The sequence below is a fragment of the Bradyrhizobium sp. WU425 genome, assembly GCF_021052305.1.
Taxonomy (GTDB): Bacteria; Pseudomonadota; Alphaproteobacteria; order Rhizobiales; family Xanthobacteraceae; genus Bradyrhizobium; species Bradyrhizobium canariense_D.
This window is the reverse complement of sequence record NZ_CP088089.1, coordinates 3,860,147-3,878,032: the sequence shown is the minus strand read 5'-3', so window position 1 is coordinate 3,878,032 and position 17,886 is coordinate 3,860,147. Positions and strand designations below refer to the sequence as shown.

18 protein-coding genes are annotated in these 17,886 nt (G+C 64.5%); 3 read left to right on the top strand and 15 right to left on the bottom strand.

Annotation, left to right across the window (positions count from 1 at the left end; genetic code table 11):
• Positions 1-30: 30 nt before the first annotated feature.
• The 11 genes from parC to rpoZ all read right to left on the bottom strand — a co-directional run bounded on the left by parC (position 31) and on the right by rpoZ (position 10,904).
• The gene (parC, locus tag BcanWU425_RS18845) at positions 31-2,289 is read right to left on the bottom strand and encodes a DNA topoisomerase IV subunit A (RefSeq protein ID WP_018458402.1); all 2,259 of its coding nucleotides are present in this window, start codon (positions 2,287-2,289) and stop codon (positions 31-33) included.
• 60 nt (positions 2,290-2,349) lie between these two features.
• On the bottom strand, positions 2,350-2,634 hold the full coding sequence (locus tag BcanWU425_RS18840; protein ID WP_018458403.1) for a hypothetical protein: 285 nt from the start codon (positions 2,632-2,634) through the stop codon (positions 2,350-2,352).
• Between the two features lie 100 nt (positions 2,635-2,734).
• The gene (gene recO, locus BcanWU425_RS18835; protein WP_085353424.1) at positions 2,735-3,487 is read right to left on the bottom strand and encodes a DNA repair protein RecO; all 753 of its coding nucleotides are present in this window, start codon (positions 3,485-3,487) and stop codon (positions 2,735-2,737) included.
• A 122-nt stretch (positions 3,488-3,609) separates the two neighbouring features.
• Positions 3,610-3,990 carry a hypothetical protein gene (locus tag BcanWU425_RS18830; RefSeq protein ID WP_018458405.1) on the bottom strand — a complete coding sequence of 127 codons (381 nt, stop codon included), beginning with the start codon at positions 3,988-3,990 and terminating at the stop codon, positions 3,610-3,612.
• 21 nt (positions 3,991-4,011) lie between these two features.
• A complete protein-coding gene (gene era, locus BcanWU425_RS18825; protein WP_018458406.1) occupies positions 4,012-4,938 on the bottom strand; it encodes a GTPase Era in 927 nt (308 codons plus the stop codon).
• A complete protein-coding gene (rnc, locus tag BcanWU425_RS18820) occupies positions 4,928-5,794 on the bottom strand; it encodes a ribonuclease III (protein ID WP_018458407.1) in 867 nt (288 codons plus the stop codon). Before rnc ends, era begins: the two co-directional genes overlap by 11 nt.
• Positions 5,791-6,555, bottom strand: a complete 765-nt coding sequence (gene lepB, locus BcanWU425_RS18815; RefSeq protein WP_018458408.1) for a signal peptidase I — start codon at positions 6,553-6,555, stop codon at positions 5,791-5,793. The genes rnc and lepB overlap by 4 nt, the downstream gene beginning before the upstream one ends.
• Positions 6,556-6,803: 248 nt before the next feature.
• On the bottom strand, positions 6,804-7,223 hold the full coding sequence (acpS, locus tag BcanWU425_RS18810; protein WP_007611179.1) for a holo-ACP synthase: 420 nt from the start codon (positions 7,221-7,223) through the stop codon (positions 6,804-6,806).
• A complete protein-coding gene (locus BcanWU425_RS18805) occupies positions 7,220-7,972 on the bottom strand; it encodes a pyridoxine 5'-phosphate synthase (RefSeq protein ID WP_026233571.1) in 753 nt (250 codons plus the stop codon). The genes acpS and BcanWU425_RS18805 overlap by 4 nt, the downstream gene beginning before the upstream one ends.
• A gap of 45 nt (positions 7,973-8,017) precedes the next feature.
• On the bottom strand, positions 8,018-10,303 hold the full coding sequence (locus BcanWU425_RS18800) for a RelA/SpoT family protein (RefSeq protein ID WP_026233572.1): 2,286 nt from the start codon (positions 10,301-10,303) through the stop codon (positions 8,018-8,020).
• A gap of 208 nt (positions 10,304-10,511) precedes the next feature.
• Positions 10,512-10,904 carry a DNA-directed RNA polymerase subunit omega gene (rpoZ, locus tag BcanWU425_RS18795; RefSeq protein WP_007603391.1) on the bottom strand — a complete coding sequence of 131 codons (393 nt, stop codon included), beginning with the start codon at positions 10,902-10,904 and terminating at the stop codon, positions 10,512-10,514.
• Positions 10,905-11,233: 329 nt separating this feature from the next.
• Between rpoZ and BcanWU425_RS18790 the strand changes: the two genes are divergently transcribed.
• Both BcanWU425_RS18790 and BcanWU425_RS18785 read left to right on the top strand, forming a co-directional pair.
• Positions 11,234-11,881 carry a LabA-like NYN domain-containing protein gene (locus BcanWU425_RS18790; protein WP_007603390.1) on the top strand — a complete coding sequence of 216 codons (648 nt, stop codon included), beginning with the start codon at positions 11,234-11,236 and terminating at the stop codon, positions 11,879-11,881.
• Positions 11,862-12,536 (top strand): uracil-DNA glycosylase, encoded by a 675-nt coding sequence (locus BcanWU425_RS18785; RefSeq protein ID WP_026233573.1) that lies wholly within the window; start codon positions 11,862-11,864, stop codon positions 12,534-12,536. The genes BcanWU425_RS18790 and BcanWU425_RS18785 overlap by 20 nt, the downstream gene beginning before the upstream one ends.
• Here the strand turns inward: BcanWU425_RS18785 and BcanWU425_RS18780 are convergent.
• From BcanWU425_RS18780 to dapA, 4 genes are read right to left on the bottom strand one after another with little or no spacing between them, the layout of a single operon-like run.
• Positions 12,533-13,126, bottom strand: a complete 594-nt coding sequence (locus tag BcanWU425_RS18780; protein WP_018458412.1) for a peroxiredoxin — start codon at positions 13,124-13,126, stop codon at positions 12,533-12,535. The two genes, BcanWU425_RS18785 and BcanWU425_RS18780, sit on opposite strands and share 4 nt — an antisense overlap.
• A 4-nt stretch (positions 13,127-13,130) precedes the next feature.
• Positions 13,131-13,604 (bottom strand): SsrA-binding protein SmpB, encoded by a 474-nt coding sequence (smpB, locus tag BcanWU425_RS18775; RefSeq protein ID WP_007603387.1) that lies wholly within the window; start codon positions 13,602-13,604, stop codon positions 13,131-13,133.
• 59 nt (positions 13,605-13,663) lie between these two features.
• On the bottom strand, positions 13,664-14,080 hold the full coding sequence (mscL, locus tag BcanWU425_RS18770; protein WP_162496383.1) for a large conductance mechanosensitive channel protein MscL: 417 nt from the start codon (positions 14,078-14,080) through the stop codon (positions 13,664-13,666).
• A gap of 52 nt (positions 14,081-14,132) precedes the next feature.
• Positions 14,133-15,023 (bottom strand): 4-hydroxy-tetrahydrodipicolinate synthase, encoded by an 891-nt coding sequence (dapA, locus tag BcanWU425_RS18765; protein ID WP_007603384.1) that lies wholly within the window; start codon positions 15,021-15,023, stop codon positions 14,133-14,135.
• 294 nt (positions 15,024-15,317) lie between these two features.
• Here dapA and BcanWU425_RS18760 point away from each other — a divergent pair, with 294 nt between their 5' ends.
• Complete coding sequence (locus BcanWU425_RS18760; protein ID WP_204513943.1) at positions 15,318-17,711, top strand: lytic transglycosylase domain-containing protein; 2,394 nt, start codon at positions 15,318-15,320, stop codon at positions 17,709-17,711.
• Positions 17,712-17,886: the final 175 nt, after the last annotated feature.

Below are 17,886 nucleotides of genomic sequence, written 5' to 3'. Positions count from 1 at the left end.
GCGCACCGGCGGAACCAGACTGTCGCCCGACTACCCGATCCCCCTGCCGAACTTGTTCGACTTCGGGAATCCCTTCGGCGGCAGACGGCCGGCGTCCGCGCGAGAGCCTTTCCACTCGGCGAGCTCCTTCATGGTCGCGGAGAATTCGCGGCCGGCGGAGTCCTTCCAGGTCAGGCCCGTCTTGGCGTCGAACACTGCAATGTCGGAGAGGCCGCCGTCCTTGTACTTCTGCAGACGCACACCGCGGCCACGCGCCATCTCCGGCACCTGGTCGAGCGGGAACACCAGCATCTTGCGGTTCTCGCCGATGACCGCGACGGTGTCGCCGATCACCTCGGTGACTGTGCGCGCCTCGTTCGGCATGTCGACGTTGAGGACCTGCTTGCCCTTCTTGGTGGTGCCGACGCAATCGTCCTCGCTGACGACGAACCCTTGGCCCTCGTGGCTCGCGACCAGGAATCTGCGTCCGCCCTTGTTGACGAACAGCGTGACCGGCGCGGCCTCCGGCTCGAGATCGATGAACTGGCGGATCGGCTCGCCATGACCGCGGCCGCCCGGAAGTTTTGCGACATCGAGCGAGTAGAATTTTCCGTTGGTGGCGAACAGCAGCAGCTTCGAGGTCGTTTCCGCGAAGAACGCGAATCCGAGCTTGTCGTCCTGCTTGAAGGCCAGCCCCGAGAGATCCTCGACATGGCCCTTGAGAGTGCGGATCCAGCCCTTGTCGGAGACCACCACCGTCACCGGCTCGCGCTCGACCAGTGCCTCCTCGATCGCAGCGAGATCATGCTCTGGCGCGTCGGCAAAGGTGGTGCGGCGCTTGCCGAGCGGGGTCTTCGGTCCGAACATGTCGCGAACCTTGCCGACCTGCTCGCCGACTTTCTTCCACTGCTCGGGTTCGGACGCCAGCAGTCCCTCGATGCCCTTCAGCTCCTTGCGAAGATCCTTGTCCTCGCCGCGGATCTCCATCTCCTCGAGCTTGCGCAGGCTTCGGAGCCGCATGTTGAGGATGGCTTCGGCCTGCACCTCGGTGAGCTTGAACGCCTTGATCAGCGCCGGCTTCGGCTCGTCCTCATTGCGGATGATCCTGATCACCTCGTCGATGTTCAGATAGGCAATCAGCAAGCCGCCGAGGATCTCCAGCCGGCGCTCGATCTCGGCCTTGCGATGGTTGGTGCGACGGATCAGCACGTCGCGCAGATGGTCGAGCCATTCGCGCAAGCACTCCGCGAGCCCAACGACTTTGGGAATGCGGCCCTTGATCAGCACGTTGAGGTTCAGCGGAATCTTGTTTTCGAGCTCGGTCAGCCGGAACAGCGATTCCATCATCAGCGCGGGATCGACGTTCTTCGATTTCGGCTCGATCACGATGCGAACGTCTTCGGCCGACTCGTCCCTGATATCGCCGACCAGCGGCAGCTTCTTCTGGTCCAGCAGCTCGGCGATCTTCTCGATCAGCCGGGACTTCTGCACCAGAAAGGGTATCTCGGTGACGACGACGACCCAGGTGCCGCGCGCGCCCTCTTCCTGCTCCCATCGGGAGCGGACGCGAAACGAACCGCGACCGGTGGTGTAGGCTTCAGCGATCGCCTGCTTGGAATCGACGCAGATGCCGCCGGTTGGAAAGTCCGGACCCTTGACCCATTTCAGCAAGGCCTTCGACTTCGCGTCGGGCTTCTCGATCAGATGCAGCGCGGCGTCGCAGAGCTCGGCGGCGTTGTGCGGCGGGATCGAGGTCGCCATGCCGACTGCGATACCTTGCGCGCCATTGGCGAGCAGATTCGGGAAGCCGCCGGGCAGCACGATCGGCTCTTTCGACTGGCCGTCGTAATTGGGGCGGAATTCGACGCCGTCCTCATCGATTCCGTCGAGCAGAAGCCGCGCGACGTCGGTCATGCGCGCTTCGGTGTAGCGATAGGCGGCGGGATTATCGCCGTCGATATTGCCGAAATTGCCCTGGCCGTCGACCAGCGGGTAGCGCGAGGAGAAGTCCTGCGCCAGCCGCACCATGGCGTCGTAGATCGCCTGGTCGCCATGCGGATGGAACGAGCCCATCACGTCGCCGACGATTTTGGCGGACTTCTTGAATGCCGTGCCCGGGTCGAGCCGGAGCAGCCGCATGCCATACAGGATGCGCCGGTGTACCGGCTTCAGGCCGTCGCGCGCATCCGGCAGCGCGCGGTGCATGATGGTGGAGAGCGCGTAGGCGAGATAGCGCTCTTCCAACGCCTCACGCAGCGGCACCTCGTGAATTTCGGCCGGTTCCTCCGGCGGAATCAATCGTTTTCCCATGCCGCCCGGTTAAACCGTGGAAGCGAATCGGGCAAGGATCGATTGGTTCCCTGTGGCGGCCTACTGGCCGGCCCAGCCTGCGGTGAAGGTCTGGGTGGGTGGCGCGGCTTTAGCCTGCGTGGTGGCCGGGGCATTGGTCAGGCACCGCCGCGCGGTGTCGATCTCGGCCTCCGTCGCGCCTTTGGACCGTGCCCATGCCTCTGCGGCTGCAGCGGAATATTTAGCCACATAGAATCTGACGACGGTACAGGAAGCACGGCGAAAGACGCCCGGCTGCTCACCCGCGAGGGCGTCCGGCGCCAGCGCAATCAGCGCTGCCGATATCACAAGTCCCTTGATCAGCATGAGGCTATCCCCGGTTGGAACCCAAAATGGCAAGTCCGGGGAACCGAGTTTTGTTCCAGCAAGGGCTGGTCCACTGAGGCAACGCAGAGCCGCGCCAAGCTCATGGCGCGGGAATGGCGGCCTTTGCCTGCTGTCGCGTCAGCGCGTTGATGAAGCCTGCCCGCGCATCGGAATGGCCTTGCCCGCGTGGTTCCAGCACGTGGCGCAGCAGGAACAGGCCGGTCAGTCGAAAGCCGTCCTGGAGATCCTGATCGGTGAGGTCGCCCTGCACCTCGCTTTGGCGCAGGAACGGCGGCAGCCGCAACAGGCGGTCGCGCCACGGCTCGCCCGCCCCGCGGGACACCGCGCCGCCGGATTTGGGCGAGACGTAGATCAGGTCGGTGGTCTCTCCTGTCACCGCGCAGTTTTCCAGCGCCAGCCCGAAGCCGAGTTCGGTGAGCATTGCCAGTTCGAAATGGATCACGTGCACGGCCGCGCTGCCGATGTCGTCGAAATCGTCCAGCGAATGTTCGAGCAGCGCCAGGAGGTTTTCGTGCGGATCGCGCTCCGGCAGCAACCGCGCGATCGAGGCGAGATGGGTGATGCCGTAGACGCCGTGGGATGATCCCAGCAGCGTCGCCGCCCGCAGCTTGAGGCCCTCGATGGCATAGGTGCCGAGATGCTCGTCGAGCCGCGCCCGCCATACCACGCGGAGGCTGTTGCCGGGCTGCAGCAACGGACGCATCCGAGAGCCGGCGCCGCCGCGGACGAGACCGAGATGGCGGCCGTGGGCACGGGTTAGCAACTCGACGATGGCGCTGCTCTCGCCATGCCGCCGCACCCCCAGCACGATGCCTTCGTCGGTCCATTCCATCGGTGAAGTCTAGCGGATTCCGGTCTTCAATCGTAGGGCGGATTGGCCGAAGGCCTAATCGGCCAATCGCGGGGGCACGCCTGGAAGGTGAATTGCGCGCCGCCAATCCACCCGACACGGCCTCACGCGTTGAACCAGCCCTGCGCGTCGCCGCGGAACGAGAAATACAATCCCATCGCGGTCAGCACGCAGGAGACGATCTCGATGGCGCTGTCGAGTTCCATGCCTTTCTCGCCGATGATCTGGCCGAGCGAGATCACCGACAGCACGAGCGCTGCCGCCAGCACCCAGCGCGGCCAGTTCTTGCGCCCGTGCGCGGCCAGCCGGACGAAATACACCAGCAGCAGGATCATGCCGCCGGCGAGCAGCGACGACGTCATGATCATCTGTTCGGTCATCTCGGCAGTCGGCGTGCGGTCCTGCACCGCCACCGACAAGGCATCCAGCATCAACGATGCATAGAGCAACGCTTCGAAGCGCCGTACGTTGCTGGGTACGCTCATCGTCGACCGATCTTTTCTTGGTTATTCTTTGGGAAATTCCAGGCCCATCTCGCGGTAGCGATCGGGATCGTCGCTCCAGTTCTCGCGCACCTTGACGAACAGGAACAGGTGCACCGGCACGCCCAGGATCTCGCCGATCTCCTTGCGCGAGTCCGCGCCGATCGACTTGATGGTGGCGCCACCGGCGCCGAGCACGATCTTGCGCTGGCTTTCGCGCTCGACGAAAATCGTCTGCTCGATGCGCACCGACTTGTCCTTGCGTTCTTCCCACTTGTCGGTCTCGACGGTGGACTGGTAGGGCAGTTCCTGGTGCAGTTTGCGAAAGATCTTCTCGCGCGTGATCTCGGCCGCGAGCTGCCGCATCGGCGCGTCCGACATCTGGTCTTCGGGATAGAGGAACGGCCCCGGCGGTACGATCTCGGACAGTGTACGCCTGAGGTCATCGACGCCGTCGCCGGAGATCGCCGCGATCATGAACGTCTTTGCGAAGGCCATGCGCTCGTTGGCAGCCTGCGCCAGCGCCAGCAGCTTCTCGCGCTGGACCAGGTCGACTTTGTTGATGACCAAAATCTTCTCGTGCTTGACGCTGGCGACCTTGGTGAGGATTGCCTCCGCTTCCTCGTCGATGCCGGCCTTGGCATCCAGCAGCACGCAGACGAGGTCGGCGTCATGCGCGCCGCTCCAGGCGGTCGAGACCATGGCGCGGTCGAGCCGGCGCTTGGGCAGGAAGATTCCGGGCGTATCGACCAGGATGATCTGCGCGTTGTTCTCGATCACGATGCCGCGGATCAGCGCGCGCGTGGTCTGCACCTTACGCGAGACGATCGTGACCTTGGCCCCGACCAGCGCATTGACCAGCGTGGATTTGCCGACATTCGGCGCGCCGATCAGCGCGACGAAGCCGCAGCGCGTGGCAGTGGGCGCCTCGCCGCTTGCTTCAACCGTCATTGCCGCCGCCAACGCCTTCACGTTCGATCATCACTGAAGCTGCCACTTTCTCTGCCGCGCGCTTGCTGCCGCCGATGCCTTCCGCCGGCGCCAGCCCCGGCAGGTCGACCGCGACGCGGAATTGCGGATCGTGATGCGGGCCGGTGCGCTCGACCTCGCGATAAACCGGCGTCGGCAATCCCTTGCCCTGTGCCCATTCCTGGAGAACGGTCTTGGGATCGCGCAAGGGACGTCGCGGCTTGTGCATGCGCTCGGTCCAGTTGCGCTTGACGAAATCGGCCGCTGCCGCGTAGCCGCCGTCTAGGAAGACGGCGCCGATCACGGCCTCGCAGATGTCGCCGAGCACGCTCTTGCGCAGGCGCGCGTCGGCGCTGGAGCCGACCGAGCCGAGCTTGATGTCGTCGAGCAGACCGAGCGACTTGGCGACATCGGCGCAACTCTCCTTGCGCACCAGTTCGGCAAGTCGCTTGGACAGCTCGCCTTCGTCGGCGTTCGGGAAGGCGTGATAGAGCATGTCGGACACGACGAGCCCGAGCACATGGTCGCCGAGGAATTCCAGCCGCTGATAGCTGTCGCCGCGCTTGCGCCCGGACTTCAGCGCGGAGACATGCGTGATGCCCTGCATCAAGAGGTTCGGATCGACAAAGCTGTAGCCGATGCGTGCCTCGAGCCCCGCATTCGCATCCGAGCCCCTGACCTTGCTGCTCCGCACCCGCTTCTTCTTTGCGGGCGTCTTGATCTCAGGCGTCTTGACCTCAAGGGTCTTGGTATCAAGAGTCTTGGTCGCAGCTTCGCCGTCGGGGCCCGCTTGCGCCTCGGTCGGTAGGATCGCGATGTCCTTGGCTTCGTCTTTCATCGGACGATTTTGAAGAAGCGATTCCAGCGCACCGCCCAGGGCCAGCGCCAGAACATCCAGGCATGCTCGCCTTCGGCGATCGAGAAGAAGATCATCTGGGCGCGCCCGATCAAATTCTCCTGCGGCACGTAGCCGACCTGGCCGAGGAAGCGACTGTCGGTGGAGTTGTCGCGGTTGTCGCCCATCATGAAGAAGTGGCCGGTCGGCACGGTGTAGACGTTGGTGTTGTCGACGTAGCCGTTGTCGGCGCAGTCCAGCGTCTCGTAGGACACGCCATTCGGGAGCGTTTCCTTCCAGCGCTTCACCCGGGAGACGCCGCTGCCTTCGGCGCCGCAGGGGTCCTCGCCGACAAATTCGCTCATGCGCTGCCGCTCGACCGGCGTGTCGTTGATGTAGAGCAGCCCGTCCCGCATCTGGATGCGGTCGCCGGGCAGGCCGATCACGCGCTTGATGTAGTCGGTGGAATCGTCCTTCGGCAGGCGGAATACGACGATGTCGCCGCGGTTCGGGTCCGAGCCCCAGATCCGCCCCGAGAACAGCGGCGGCGAGAACGGGATCGAGTAGTGGCTGTAGCCGTAGGAATATTTCGAGACGAACAGATAGTCGCCGACCAGCAGTGTCGCCTTCATCGAGCCGGATGGGATGTTGAACGGCTGAAACAGGAAGGTGCGGATCACCAGAGCGATCAGGAGAGCGTGGATCACGACCCGGATCGTTTCGCCGATGCCGCTCTCAGTTTTCGTTCCTGAAGTCACACTCATTGCTCTCTCAATTCCGGCGGGCGGTCACAGCGCGCCCTCCTCCCGCGAACAGCCCATCGCTCGCGGCCCAAGGAGATTGTCCTGATTCTGATAATGAGGGCCAATTCCGGCGTAAAGCCGAATTCGCCCAGCCTGATTTGCGTCCGCGGACTTTTAGACGGTTGTCGGAGGCCACGCAATCAAGGATCGCGTCAAAACTGCATAAGCGCTTGATTTTGAATGCGAATTATAAAATTATCGGAGCACCGTCAGGGTTTGGCCAGCGGCACGGCCGAAATGATGACGAAGGCCTGTGCCAGCGGCCAGTCATCGGTGATCGACAGGTCGATCTGCGCCGCGAACCCTTCGGGCGTCAGGGCCTGGAGCCGGGCCAGCGCCCCGCCCGTCAATTGCATGGTTGGCCGCCCTCCCGGCAGGTTGACCACCCCCATGTCGCGCCACCACACGCCGCGCCTGATGCCGGTGCCGAGTGCCTTGGAGCAGGCCTCCTTGGCGGCGAAGCGCTTGGCGTAGGTTGCCACCACCATCTTCTCGTTCTTGGCGCGCCGCTCCGCCTTGGCCCGCTCGGCCGCGGTGAAGATGCGGTCGAGGAAGCGCTCGCCATGGCGGTCGATCACCTTGCCGACCCGGGTGATGTCGATCAGATCGGAGCCGATGCCGATGATCATGCCCGGCTCCGGCCGCGGTCCATCGCCGCGCGCATGCTGCGAACCGTCTCGGCGAGACCGACGAACAGGGCTTCGCCGATCATGTAGTAGCCGATGTTGAGTTCCATGATGTCCGGCAAGCCGGCGATCGTCTCCGCTGTCGCGTAGTCCAGCCCGTGTCCGGCGTGAACCTCCAGCCCTGCTTCTTTCGCCAGCTTCGCCCCTGCCACGATCCGCCGCCATTCGGCCTCGGCCTTGTCGGCGTGACCCTCGACGACGGCGTCGCACCAGGCGCCGGTGTGGATCTCGATCACGGGTGCGCGCAGCCGCGCCGCCGTCTCGATCTGGGCGGGATCGGCCGCGATGAACAGCGACACCCGGATGCCGGCATCGTTCAGCCGCGCGATATAAGGCGCCAGCGCATTGTGCTGGCCGACGACGTCGAGCCCGCCTTCGGTCGTCACCTCCTGGCGCCGCTCCGGCACGAGGCACACCGCATGCGGCCTGGTGGCGAGCGAAATACGCATCATGTCCTCGGTCGCCGCCATCTCGAAATTAAGCGGCTTGGAGATCTCGGCTTTCAGCCGCGCCATGTCCTCGTCGCGGATGTGCCGGCGATCCTCGCGCAAATGAGCGGTGATGCCGTCGGCGCCGGCCTCGATCGCCAGCAGCGCCGCGCGCACCGGATCGGGATTGCGGCCGCTGCGCGCGTTACGCAGGGTCGCGACATGGTCGACATTGACGCCGAGGCGGAGCGGAGGTGCAGGCATTTCAGGACTCACGGAATCATAGGAATGGACCATGACGGAAGCCGTCTATCCATTAACACGTTCGGCGCGGGCGACGACCGCCTTCGCGCGCAGCTGGGCCAGGATCGCGCTCAAATGCTTGAGATCGTAGACTTCGAGATCGATCGTCGTCTCCGTGAAGTCCGGTGAGCGGCGCTGCATGCTGATGTTGTCGATGTTGCCGTCGTGCTCGGCGATCACGGTCGCGATCTGCGCCAGCGCGCCGGGTTCGTTGACATTCTCGACCTTGATGCGGGCCGGGAAGCGCTGCGGCGCGGAGTCCTCGATGTCCCAGCGCACGTCGAGCCAGCGCTCCGGCTCTTCTTCGAAATCCTTCAGGGCCGGCGCCTGGATTGGGTAGATGGTGATGCCCTCGCCCGGCGTGACGATGCCGACGATGCGGTCGCCGGGCACTGCGCCGCCATTCGGCGCAAACTTCACCGGCAGGTCGGAATTGATGCCGCGGATCGGAATCGCGACCGGGGTGCGCGGCGGTTCGAACGACTTCTCCTTGAGCTTGCCGGCAAGCCCCTTCTTGACGCCGTAGCGCGCGATGCGCTCCTCCTTGTAGTCGGGATACATCGCACGCGCGACGTGGGAGGCCTTGATCTCGCCGCGTCCCACAGCCGCCATGACGTCCTCGATCGAGGTTCGTGCCAGCCGCGGCAGCGCGCCCTTGAGCTTGTCGTCGGCATATTCGATCTTGGCGCGCTCGAACAGGCGCTCGACGATGCGCCGGCCGAGACCGACATATTGATCGCGCACCGCAGTCCTGGTGGCGCGGCGGATTGCGGCGCGCGCCTTGCCGGTGACCGCGAGCGTTTCCCAGGCGGACGGCGGCGCCGCTTGCGCTTCGGAGGTCAGCACCTCGACCTCGTCGCCATTCTGGAGCTCCGAGGACAGCGGCGCAAACTGGCCGTTGATCTTGCAGCCCACCGCGCTGTTGCCGACGTCGGTATGCACGGCATAGGCGAAGTCGATCACGTTGGCATGGCGCGGCAGCGCAATCAGCTTGCCCTTTGGGGTGAAGCAGAACACCTGGTCGTGGAACAGCTCGAGCTTGGTGTGCTCGAGGAATTCCTCGGGGTTGGCGCTCTCCGAGAGGATGCCGATGGTGTGGCGCAACCAGGCGAACGCATTGGACTCGCGCTTGAGGAATTCGGTCGGCGAGCCCACGCCTTCCTTGTAGAACACGTGCGCGGCGATGCCGCGCTCGGCGATCTGGTCCATCGCCTCGGTGCGGATTTGCAACTCGACGCGCTGGTTGCCGGGGCCGATCACGGTGGTGTGGATCGAGCGATAGTCGTTCTGCTTCGGCGTCGAGATGTAGTCCTTGAACCGCCCGGGCACGACCGGCCAGTTCGTGTGGACGATGCCGAGCGCGCGGTAGCAGGCCTCGATGTCGTTGACGACGACGCGGAAGCCGAAGATGTCGGACAATTGCTCGAAGCCGACCGACTTCCGCTCCATCTTGGTCCAGATCGAGAATGGCTTCTTGCGGCGGCCATAGACCCGCGCGCCCAAGCCCCGGTGGCGCAGATTGTTGGAGAGCTGGTCCTCGATTTCGCCGATCAGATTGCGGTTGCGCTCCGCCAGCGCATCGAGCCGCTGCATCACCACCGAATAGGCTTCCGGGTCGAGGGTCCGGAACGACAGGTCCTCCAGCTCCTCGCGCATTTCCTGCATGCCCATGCGCCCGGCCAGCGGCGCATAGATATCGAGCGTCTCCTCGGCAATGCGCCGTCGCGATTCCGTCGGCACGAAGTCCAGCGTGCGCATGTTGTGCAGGCGATCGGCGAGCTTCACCAGGAGCACGCGGACGTCGTCGGCAATGGCCAGCAACAATTTGCGCAGATTCTCGGCCTGTTTGGCCTCCCGCGACACCAGCTCCAGCCGCTTCAGCTTGGTCAGCCCTTCGACCAGCGCGCCGATCTCGGGCCCGAAGATCTGGTCGATCTCGGCCCGCGTCGCTTCGGTGTCCTCGATCGTGTCGTGGAGCAGCGCAGCCACGATGGTGGCGTCGTCGAGTTTCAGGTCGGTGAGAATCGCCGCCACTTCGAGCGGATGGGAGAAGTACGGGTCGCCCGAGGCGCGGGTCTGCGAGCCGTGCGCCTTCATGGCGTAGACATAGGCGCGGTTCAGCAGATCTTCGTCGGTGTTGGGATTGTAGGACCTGACGCGCTCGACGAGGTCATATTGACGCATCATGCGTGCGCGAGGCTTCGCCGGGCGCGCCACCGGCGCAGTCGGGGCCACGGCAACCGATTCGGTTGCGGCCTGCATCTGCGTTGGTGTGCGGCGTCGATATACCATGCCGTCCTGCCTTCAAACGGACCACGACAGAGCCCGTGTATACATCTTAGCTCCGATCGCGCGCGTGTCCGATCAATTCAGTGACAGGGACAGGCGCGAACCGACGACGCTATGGTAACCACGAAAACGCCAACAAAAGCAAAGGCCCGAACAACGGTTCGGGCCTTTGATCAGATCACAAAGAAGTCGATGAGCGCGACGGGACGATTTACTCGTCTTCCTCGGGTTGCTCCTCGGGCGGCGCGAGGCCTTCGAGACCCTTCAGGAGCTCTTCTTCCGTCATGCGCTCAACGGCGACTTCGGTATCGTCTGCATCCACGCTTGCACCGGCGGAACCGATCAGCGGCACAGTGTCAGGCTCGGGCTCGTCGACCTCGACGAACTTCTGCAGCGAGTGCACCAGCTCCTCGCGGAGGTCCTCCGGCGAAATGGTGGTCTCAGCAATTTCGCGCAAAGACACAACAGGGTTCTTGTCGTTATCACGGTCAACCGTTAGTTGTGAACCAGACGAAATCATGCGGGCGCGGTGGGCGGCCAGCAGGACCAGGTCAAACCGGTTGTCGACCTTGTCGATACAATCTTCTACGGTGACGCGAGCCATCGACTGTCGCTCCGTTGTGGGTGGGACGAAATATGTGGATGAATGCCGGTAGTTATAGGGACCGGGAGGGTTTCGCAAGGCCAATTTGTGATTTGGCCTCGCCAAACGGCTCTGCTACCCCCACATTGGCGCTGGGATGGGTGGTTACCCGGGCCGCCGGCGAGGGCGGCGCCGGGTATGTGCAAGTTGGCCATAACTATACCTTGATTGCCCCGACTTCTCCGGATTTGCGGTTTCGACGGGTTTCGGCGGGACTTTAGAAGCGCGCGGCTTGCTGTCGCCGCGCCAACAATAAACGATCAATCACGAACTCTACGCGAGCAAACTGAATGTCACCTTCCTCTACCGACAAGATCGCGCTCTTCATCGATGGAGCCAATCTCTACGCGACGGCAAAAACTCTGGGCTTCGACATCGATTACAAGCGCCTGCTGAAGGAGTTTCAGAGCCGCGGGACGCTACTTAGGGCGTTCTACTACACCGCGATCATCGAGGATCAGGAGTACTCCTCGATCCGGCCGCTGATCGACTGGCTCGACTACAACGGCTACACCGTCGTCACCAAGGCGACCAAGGAGTTCATCGACGCCTCCGGCCGCCGCAAGGTCAAGGGCAACATGGACATCGAGCTCGCCGTGAACGCCATGGAGCTCGCCGAGCACATCGACCAGATGGTGCTGTTCTCGGGCGACGGCGACTTCCGCTCTCTGGTCGAGGCCGTTCAGCGCCGCGGCGTGCGGGTCACCGTGATTTCCACGATCGCCAGCCAGCCGCCGATGATCGCCGACGAGCTGCGCCGGCAGGCCGACGTCTTCACCGACCTCGTCGAGCTGCAGTCCAAGCTCGGTCGCGACCCGTCCGAACGCCCCGCCCCGCGTGACCGCGGCGACCGCGAGGCGCGCCACCACGCTCCGCAGTTCCTCCAGCGCGCAACCACGATGGCGCCGGCGAGGGGCGATGACGACTTCGAGGAGTGAGGCGGCCCGGTCAAGCCGCCAGCCTCTCAGCCTCGTCCCCGACCGTGACTGTCCGCTCTGTCCGCGCCTGGTCGCCTTTCGCGAGGCGAACCGCGCGCGCGAGCCATTGTGGCACAATGCACCGGTTGCGCCTTTCGGCGACATCAAGGCGCGCCTGCTGATCGTCGGCCTTGCGCCGGGGATGCAGGGCGCCAACCGCACCGGCCGTCCCTTCACCGGCGATTATGCCGGCGACCTGCTCTACACCACGCTGCTCGAATACGGATTCGCCAAGGGCCAATATCGGGCGCGTCCCGACGACGGCCTGAAGCTGGTCGACTGCCGGATCGCCAATGCGGTGCATTGCGTGCCGCCGCAGAACAAGCCGCTGCCGGTCGAGATCAACACCTGCCGGCAGTTTCTCGCCGCGAATCTCGCAACGATGCCGAACCTGCGCGCGATCGTCGCCCTCGGGCGCATTGCGCACGACACCGTGCTCAAGCCGCTGAACCTGAAGGGATCGCAAGCCCCCTTCGGCCACGGCGCCGTGCATCAGGCCGGCGCATTCAGGCTCTACGACAGCTATCACTGCTCCCGCTACAACACGAACACCCGCGTGCTGACGCCGGACATGTTCCGCTCCGTGTTCGCGAAGGTGAAGGCCGACCTCGACTAATCCCTAGACAAGCCTTTGGCCGGATTGGCCTTCAGCCAGTCCAGCACATCGCCGGCGTTCCGGTCGGGCGGAAACACCGGATAGAACACATGCGTGATCCTGGCGTCGTCGACGATCAGCGCAAGGCGCTTGATCAGCGTCAGGCCCGCAACCTCCATGGTCGGCAAATTCAGGGCGCGCGTGAGCGCCAGCTTCTCGTCCGATAGCACCGGGAACGGCAGATGCAGCCGCGAGGCCATCTCGGTCTGGTACGCGTTGCTCTGGGTCGAGAGGCCGAACACCTGCGCGGCGCCGGCGGCCTTCAGCTCGGCGAACAGATCGCGAAACGCGCAAGTCTGCGGCGTGCAGCCGCGCGCGCCCGGGATCATGTCCCAATCGTCGACCAGCGCGATCTTGCCGGGCTCGCCGGTGCGCGGATAGGCGAACACCACGGTCCGGCCACGCAGCCCCGACAGCGCGACTGACGTGTCGTCAGTGGCGAGCAGGCTGACCGGCGGCAGCGTCATGCCTTTCAGGTGCGCGGCGCCGCCGTCATCCGCGGGGGCGGGAATCCGGGTCCAATCAACCTCGAGCAGGTTTCTCTGAGTCATCCCGCTATCCCCTCGCCCGCATCAGGCGGCCCTTCTCCCGGCTCCAGTCGCGCTTCTTCTCGGACTCGCGCTTGTCGTGCAGCTTTTTGCCTTTTGCAACCGCGAGCTGCAATTTCGCGCGACCACGCTCGTTGAAGTAAAGCTTGAGCGGGATCAGCGTCATGCCTTCGCGGTCGACCGCTCCCATCAGCTTGTTGATCTGCTTGCGATGCAGCAGCAGTTTTCGCGGCCGCTTGGGCTCGTGATTGAAGCGGTTGCCCTGAAGATATTCCGGAATGGTGGCGTTGATCAGCCAGATCTCGCCGTCCTTGGAATCGGCGTAGGATTCCGCGATCGTGCTCTTGCCGTTGCGGATCGACTTGACCTCGGTGCCGGTCAGGGCAATGCCGACCTCGATCGTATCCTCGATCGCATAGTTGAAGCGGGCCTTGCGATTTTCCGCCATGACCTTGATCGGACGTTCATTCTTGTCGGCCATGGGGGACAAACCTGATCGAGATGCGCGAGGACGCTAACAGTTTGGATGAAGCGCGCGCGTCAAGACTTCTTGAGGAGATCGCGGATCTCGGTCAGCAGCTCGACCTCGGCCGACGGCTTCGGCGGAGCGGCAGGCTCCGCCTCGTCCTTGCGCTTCAACTTGTTCATGGCACGGATCACCAGGAACAGCACGAAGGCAATGATGATGAAGTTGATCGTCAGCGTGAGGAAGTTGCCCCAAGCCAAGACGGCACCCTGCTTTTTCGCGTCCGCGAGATTTGCGGCGGTGACCTTGCTCGAAAGCGGCGTGAAGTAGTTCGAGAAGTCGAGGCCGCCGGTAACTGCGCCGATGATGGGCATGATCACGTCGCCGACCAGCGACGTCACGATGGCGCCGAAGGCCGCACCGATGATGACGCCGACCGCCAGGTCAACGACGTTGCCCTTCATGGCGAATTCGCGGAACTCCGTGAGCATCCGCGTGCCTCTTTCCTCGATCGCCATGAAAGCTCCCCGATCGGCCAGCGCGTCAGTTGATGAGGCCGGCATGAACCATTGCGCTGCGCACGGCAACGCGGGTCGGCTCGGTGACCGGCACCATCGGCAGCCGCAGCGTCTCGTCCAGCTTGCCGAGCAGCGACAGCGCGTACTTGATCGGCGCCGGATTGCTCTCGATGAAGAGATTGTTGTGCAGCGGCATCAGCTTGTCGTGCAGCTTCAGCGCGGTGGCATGATCGCCCTTCGCCCAGGCGGCCTGGAACTCCGAGCACAGCCGCGGCGCGACGTTCGAGGTCACCGAGATGCAGCCATGGCCGCCATGGGCCATGTAACCCAGGATGGTCGCATCCTCGCCCGAGAGCTGGTTGAAGTCCTCGCCCATTGCCGCGCGCTGCTGCGAGACGCGAACCATGCTGGCGGTGGCGTCCTTGACGCCGGCGATGTTCTTCAGCTCCCACAGCCGCGCCATGGTGTCGACCGACATGTCGATCACGGAACGCGGCGGGATGTTGTAGATGATGATCGGAATCCCGATCGCGTCGTTGATCGCCTTGAAGTGCTGGTACATGCCTTCCTGGGTCGGCTTGTTGTAGTAGGGCGTCACGACCAGAACCGCGTTGGCGCCCGCCTTTTCAGCGTGCTGGGCGAGCTCGATCGCCTCCTTGGTCGAGTTGGAGCCAGCGCCGGCGACGACAGGCACGCGGCCTTTCGCTTCCTCGATGCACCATTCGACGACCTTCTTGTGCTCGTCATGGCTCAGCGTCGGGCTCTCGCCGGTGGTGCCGACCGGGACCAGGCCGTTGGTGCCCTCCGAAATCTGCCAGTTGACCAGGGAGCGGAACGCCGCCTCGTCCAGCGAGCCGTTCTTGAACGGCGTGACCAAGGCGGTGAACGATCCCCGGAATTTCGTCTTGGCTGCCATGGACTTCCTCCGTACGCGGCGATCTCGAGCAAGCCGCATTCATATCGGGTCTATCCCGCCGGTAAAAGACCCGCTTCCGTGTGACGCACGGGTTTAGGCCGCGATTTTGCCGCGGTGGTGGTGCAAACCCGGCAAAGGTAAGCGGCTGTTGGTATTTTGTCCGCATATTCAATCAAATATAGCCAGATCTTGTACAGCTAGGTCTTGAGCCAATTGACTGATTCGGGGCGACGAAACGCCGTGATCTCCTTTCCGCGCGCCGCATGGCGATCCACCGGTCTGGTCGTGTGCCTGATGGCAGGGCTGTCGGCCGGCTGCGCCGCCTGGGCCAAATCCAATGAAACAACCGCGGAGACCGTGAAGGAAACCGCGAAGGAAATCGCAAAGCCAGCCGCCAAGGACACCGCGAAGGGGGCGTCCAAGGGAACCGGCAAGGACATTTCGAAGGACGCCGCCAAGGGCGCAAGCAAGGGCGCGACCAGTCCACCCGCCAAGGATGCCGCGAAGAAGCCTGCCAAGGACGCTGGCAAGGATGCTGGCAAGAACGCAGGCAAGGAACCTGCGAAGGACAAGCTGAAGCCTGCGGCTGTCGCGCCGAAACCTCAGCCGGCCGCGGGCGGCTCGGTCCCGAAGACCGCACCCGCACCGGCAGCAACGGCCATCGTCAGACCGACCGCCCCGGCCTCCGCCAAGCCCGTCGCGGCTCCTGTCCTGGCTCCGGCGACCCGCCAGCATGCCGCCCCGCGCAAGCCGGTCACACCGGCTGCGGTTGCTGCGACCTCCTCGACGCCGCAAGCCGACAAGGACACGCTGGAGACCGTGATCGAGCTCGTGCGCAAGCGCAAGGCGGGCGACGCCACCAGTGCCGCGGCCACGATCTCGGATCCGGTCGCGCGAAAACTCGCGGAATGGATCATCCTTCGCAGCGAGGACAATGGCGCGACTGTGGAGCGCTACCGCGCCTTCCTGTCCGCCAATCCGAGCTGGCCCTCGCAGACCTTCCTGCGCCGGCGCCTGGAGGCCGCGATGTGGGACGACAGGCGCGACGACCAGGTCGCGTGGTCGTGGTTCGAGAACGAATCCCCCGTGTCCGCCAAGGGCCGCTTCACGCTCGCCAAGGCGATGCTGGCGCGCGGCGACCGTGCCAACGCCGAACGTCTGGTGCGCGATGCCTGGCGCAGCGACCCGATGTCGGAAGAGACCGAAAACAACGCACTCGACCAGTTCGGCGCGCTGCTGACGCCCGGCGATCAGAAGGCGCGGATGGATACGCTGCTCTACGGCAGCGAGAACGAGGCCGCATTGCGGGCTGCAAAGCGCCTCGGGGCCGGCTATGTCGCACTCGCCAAAGCCCGCATCGCCTCCCTCAAGAAAGCGCCGAACGCTCGTGCGCTGCTCGAAGCCGTGCCGCGCGAGCTGCACGGCGATCCGGGCTTCATCTTCAGCAAGATCCAGCTGCTGCGCCGCGAGGAGAAATTTGCGGAAGCCGCCCAGCTCATGCTGTCGGCACCGAAGGATCCGGGCCGGCTCTACAATCTCGACGAATGGTGGATCGAACGGCGCCTCCTGGCGCGCAAGATGATCGACACCGAGGAATTCCGCAGCGCCTATCTGATCGCGCGCGATGCGGCCCTGCCCTCGCGCGACATCTACAAGACCGAGCAAGAGTTCACCGCCGGCTGGATCGCGCTGCGCTTCCTCAACGATCCCGCGGCCGCCACCCAGCACTTTGCCCGCATCGGGATCGGCAGCGTCAATCCGACCACGCTGGCGCGCGCCGGCTATTGGCAGGGCCGCGCCGCCGAAGCTGCAGGCCGCCAGCAGGAGGCGCGCAACGCCTACGCGCGGGCCGCCGAGCAATCCACCAGCTATTACGGCCAGCTCGCACGCGCCAAGCTCGGCCTGCCGCAGATCGAGCTCAACGTTCAGCCGCGCAGCCGCGGTGCCGAACGGCTGGAGATCGTGCGCGCCGCGCAGCTGCTCTACGAGCTCGACGAGCGCGAGATGGTGATACCGTTGCTCGCCGACATGGGCGAGAACGGCGATCCCGAAGCGCTAGCCGGCCTCGGCGAGCTCACCCAGCGCCACAGCGACGCGCGCGGCATGCTGCTGCTCGGCAAGGCCGCGCTCAATCGCGGGCTGCCGTTCGATTTCTATGCCTATCCCGTCAACGGCATTCCGCAATTCACGCCGATCGGACCCGAGGTCGAGCGCAGCATCATCTACGCCATCGCGCGGCAGGAGAGCGCCTTCAATCCCTCGGTCGTCTCGCCGGCGCAGGCCTATGGGCTGATGCAGGTGACGCCGGACGCTGCGCGCTATGTCTGCAAGCGGCACGGCGGGACCTACGATCTGGGGCGTCTGAAGAACGATTCGGCCTACAACGCCACGCTCGGCTCGGCCGAGCTCGGTGGACTGCTCGAAGACTATCGCGGCTCCTACATCATGACCTTCGCCGCTTACAATGCCGGCCGCGGCAGTGTGAAGAAGTGGATCGACCGCTACGGCGATCCGCGTGACCCCAAGGTCGACGCGGTCGACTGGGTCGAGCTGATCCCGTTCTCCGAGACGCGCAACTATGTGCAGCGGATCATGGAGAACCTTCAGGTCTACCGCGCCCGCTTCGGCGGCGGCACCCGGTTGCAGATCGAGGCTGATTTGCGCCGTGGCGCCGGCAGCGTGGAATAGCGGCGTGCCTATGAGACTCGCTTGCGGCGATCCGATAACAAGGTATCCGCGCGAGGGGGTAACGCGGTCAGCTCCCGGCGTTTGAGGCGGGGCCATCAACATGGGCCGGAGTGCTCCAGACCGTACGGTGAGAAGCTGAACGAGAAGATCGTGCAGGGCGGATCGGGCGCGCCTC

Bases quoted from the DNA above. Each gene is read 5' to 3' on its own strand.
- parC (WP_018458402.1), bottom strand. From the start codon at position 2,289: ATGGGAAAACGATTGATTCCGCCGGAGGAACCGGCCGAAATTCACGAG.
- BcanWU425_RS18840 (WP_018458403.1), bottom strand. From the start codon at position 2,634: ATGCTGATCAAGGGACTTGTGATATCGGCAGCGCTGATTGCGCTGGCG.
- recO (WP_085353424.1), bottom strand. From the start codon at position 3,487: ATGGAATGGACCGACGAAGGCATCGTGCTGGGGGTGCGGCGGCATGGC.
- BcanWU425_RS18830 (WP_018458405.1), bottom strand. From the start codon at position 3,990: ATGAGCGTACCCAGCAACGTACGGCGCTTCGAAGCGTTGCTCTATGCA.
- era (WP_018458406.1), bottom strand. From the start codon at position 4,938: ATGACGGTTGAAGCAAGCGGCGAGGCGCCCACTGCCACGCGCTGCGGC.
- rnc (WP_018458407.1), bottom strand. From the start codon at position 5,794: ATGAAAGACGAAGCCAAGGACATCGCGATCCTACCGACCGAGGCGCAA.
- lepB (WP_018458408.1), bottom strand. From the start codon at position 6,555: ATGAGTGTGACTTCAGGAACGAAAACTGAGAGCGGCATCGGCGAAACG.
- acpS (WP_007611179.1), bottom strand. From the start codon at position 7,223: ATGATCATCGGCATCGGCTCCGATCTGATCGACATCACCCGGGTCGGC.
- BcanWU425_RS18805 (WP_026233571.1), bottom strand. From the start codon at position 7,972: ATGCCTGCACCTCCGCTCCGCCTCGGCGTCAATGTCGACCATGTCGCG.
- BcanWU425_RS18800 (WP_026233572.1), bottom strand. From the start codon at position 10,303: ATGGTATATCGACGCCGCACACCAACGCAGATGCAGGCCGCAACCGAA.
- rpoZ (WP_007603391.1), bottom strand. From the start codon at position 10,904: ATGGCTCGCGTCACCGTAGAAGATTGTATCGACAAGGTCGACAACCGG.
- BcanWU425_RS18790 (WP_007603390.1), top strand. From the start codon at position 11,234: ATGTCACCTTCCTCTACCGACAAGATCGCGCTCTTCATCGATGGAGCC.
- BcanWU425_RS18785 (WP_026233573.1), top strand. From the start codon at position 11,862: ATGACGACTTCGAGGAGTGAGGCGGCCCGGTCAAGCCGCCAGCCTCTC.
- BcanWU425_RS18780 (WP_018458412.1), bottom strand. From the start codon at position 13,126: ATGACTCAGAGAAACCTGCTCGAGGTTGATTGGACCCGGATTCCCGCC.
- smpB (WP_007603387.1), bottom strand. From the start codon at position 13,604: ATGGCCGACAAGAATGAACGTCCGATCAAGGTCATGGCGGAAAATCGC.
- mscL (WP_162496383.1), bottom strand. From the start codon at position 14,080: ATGCTCACGGAGTTCCGCGAATTCGCCATGAAGGGCAACGTCGTTGAC.
- dapA (WP_007603384.1), bottom strand. From the start codon at position 15,023: ATGGCAGCCAAGACGAAATTCCGGGGATCGTTCACCGCCTTGGTCACG.
- BcanWU425_RS18760 (WP_204513943.1), top strand. From the start codon at position 15,318: ATGGCAGGGCTGTCGGCCGGCTGCGCCGCCTGGGCCAAATCCAATGAA.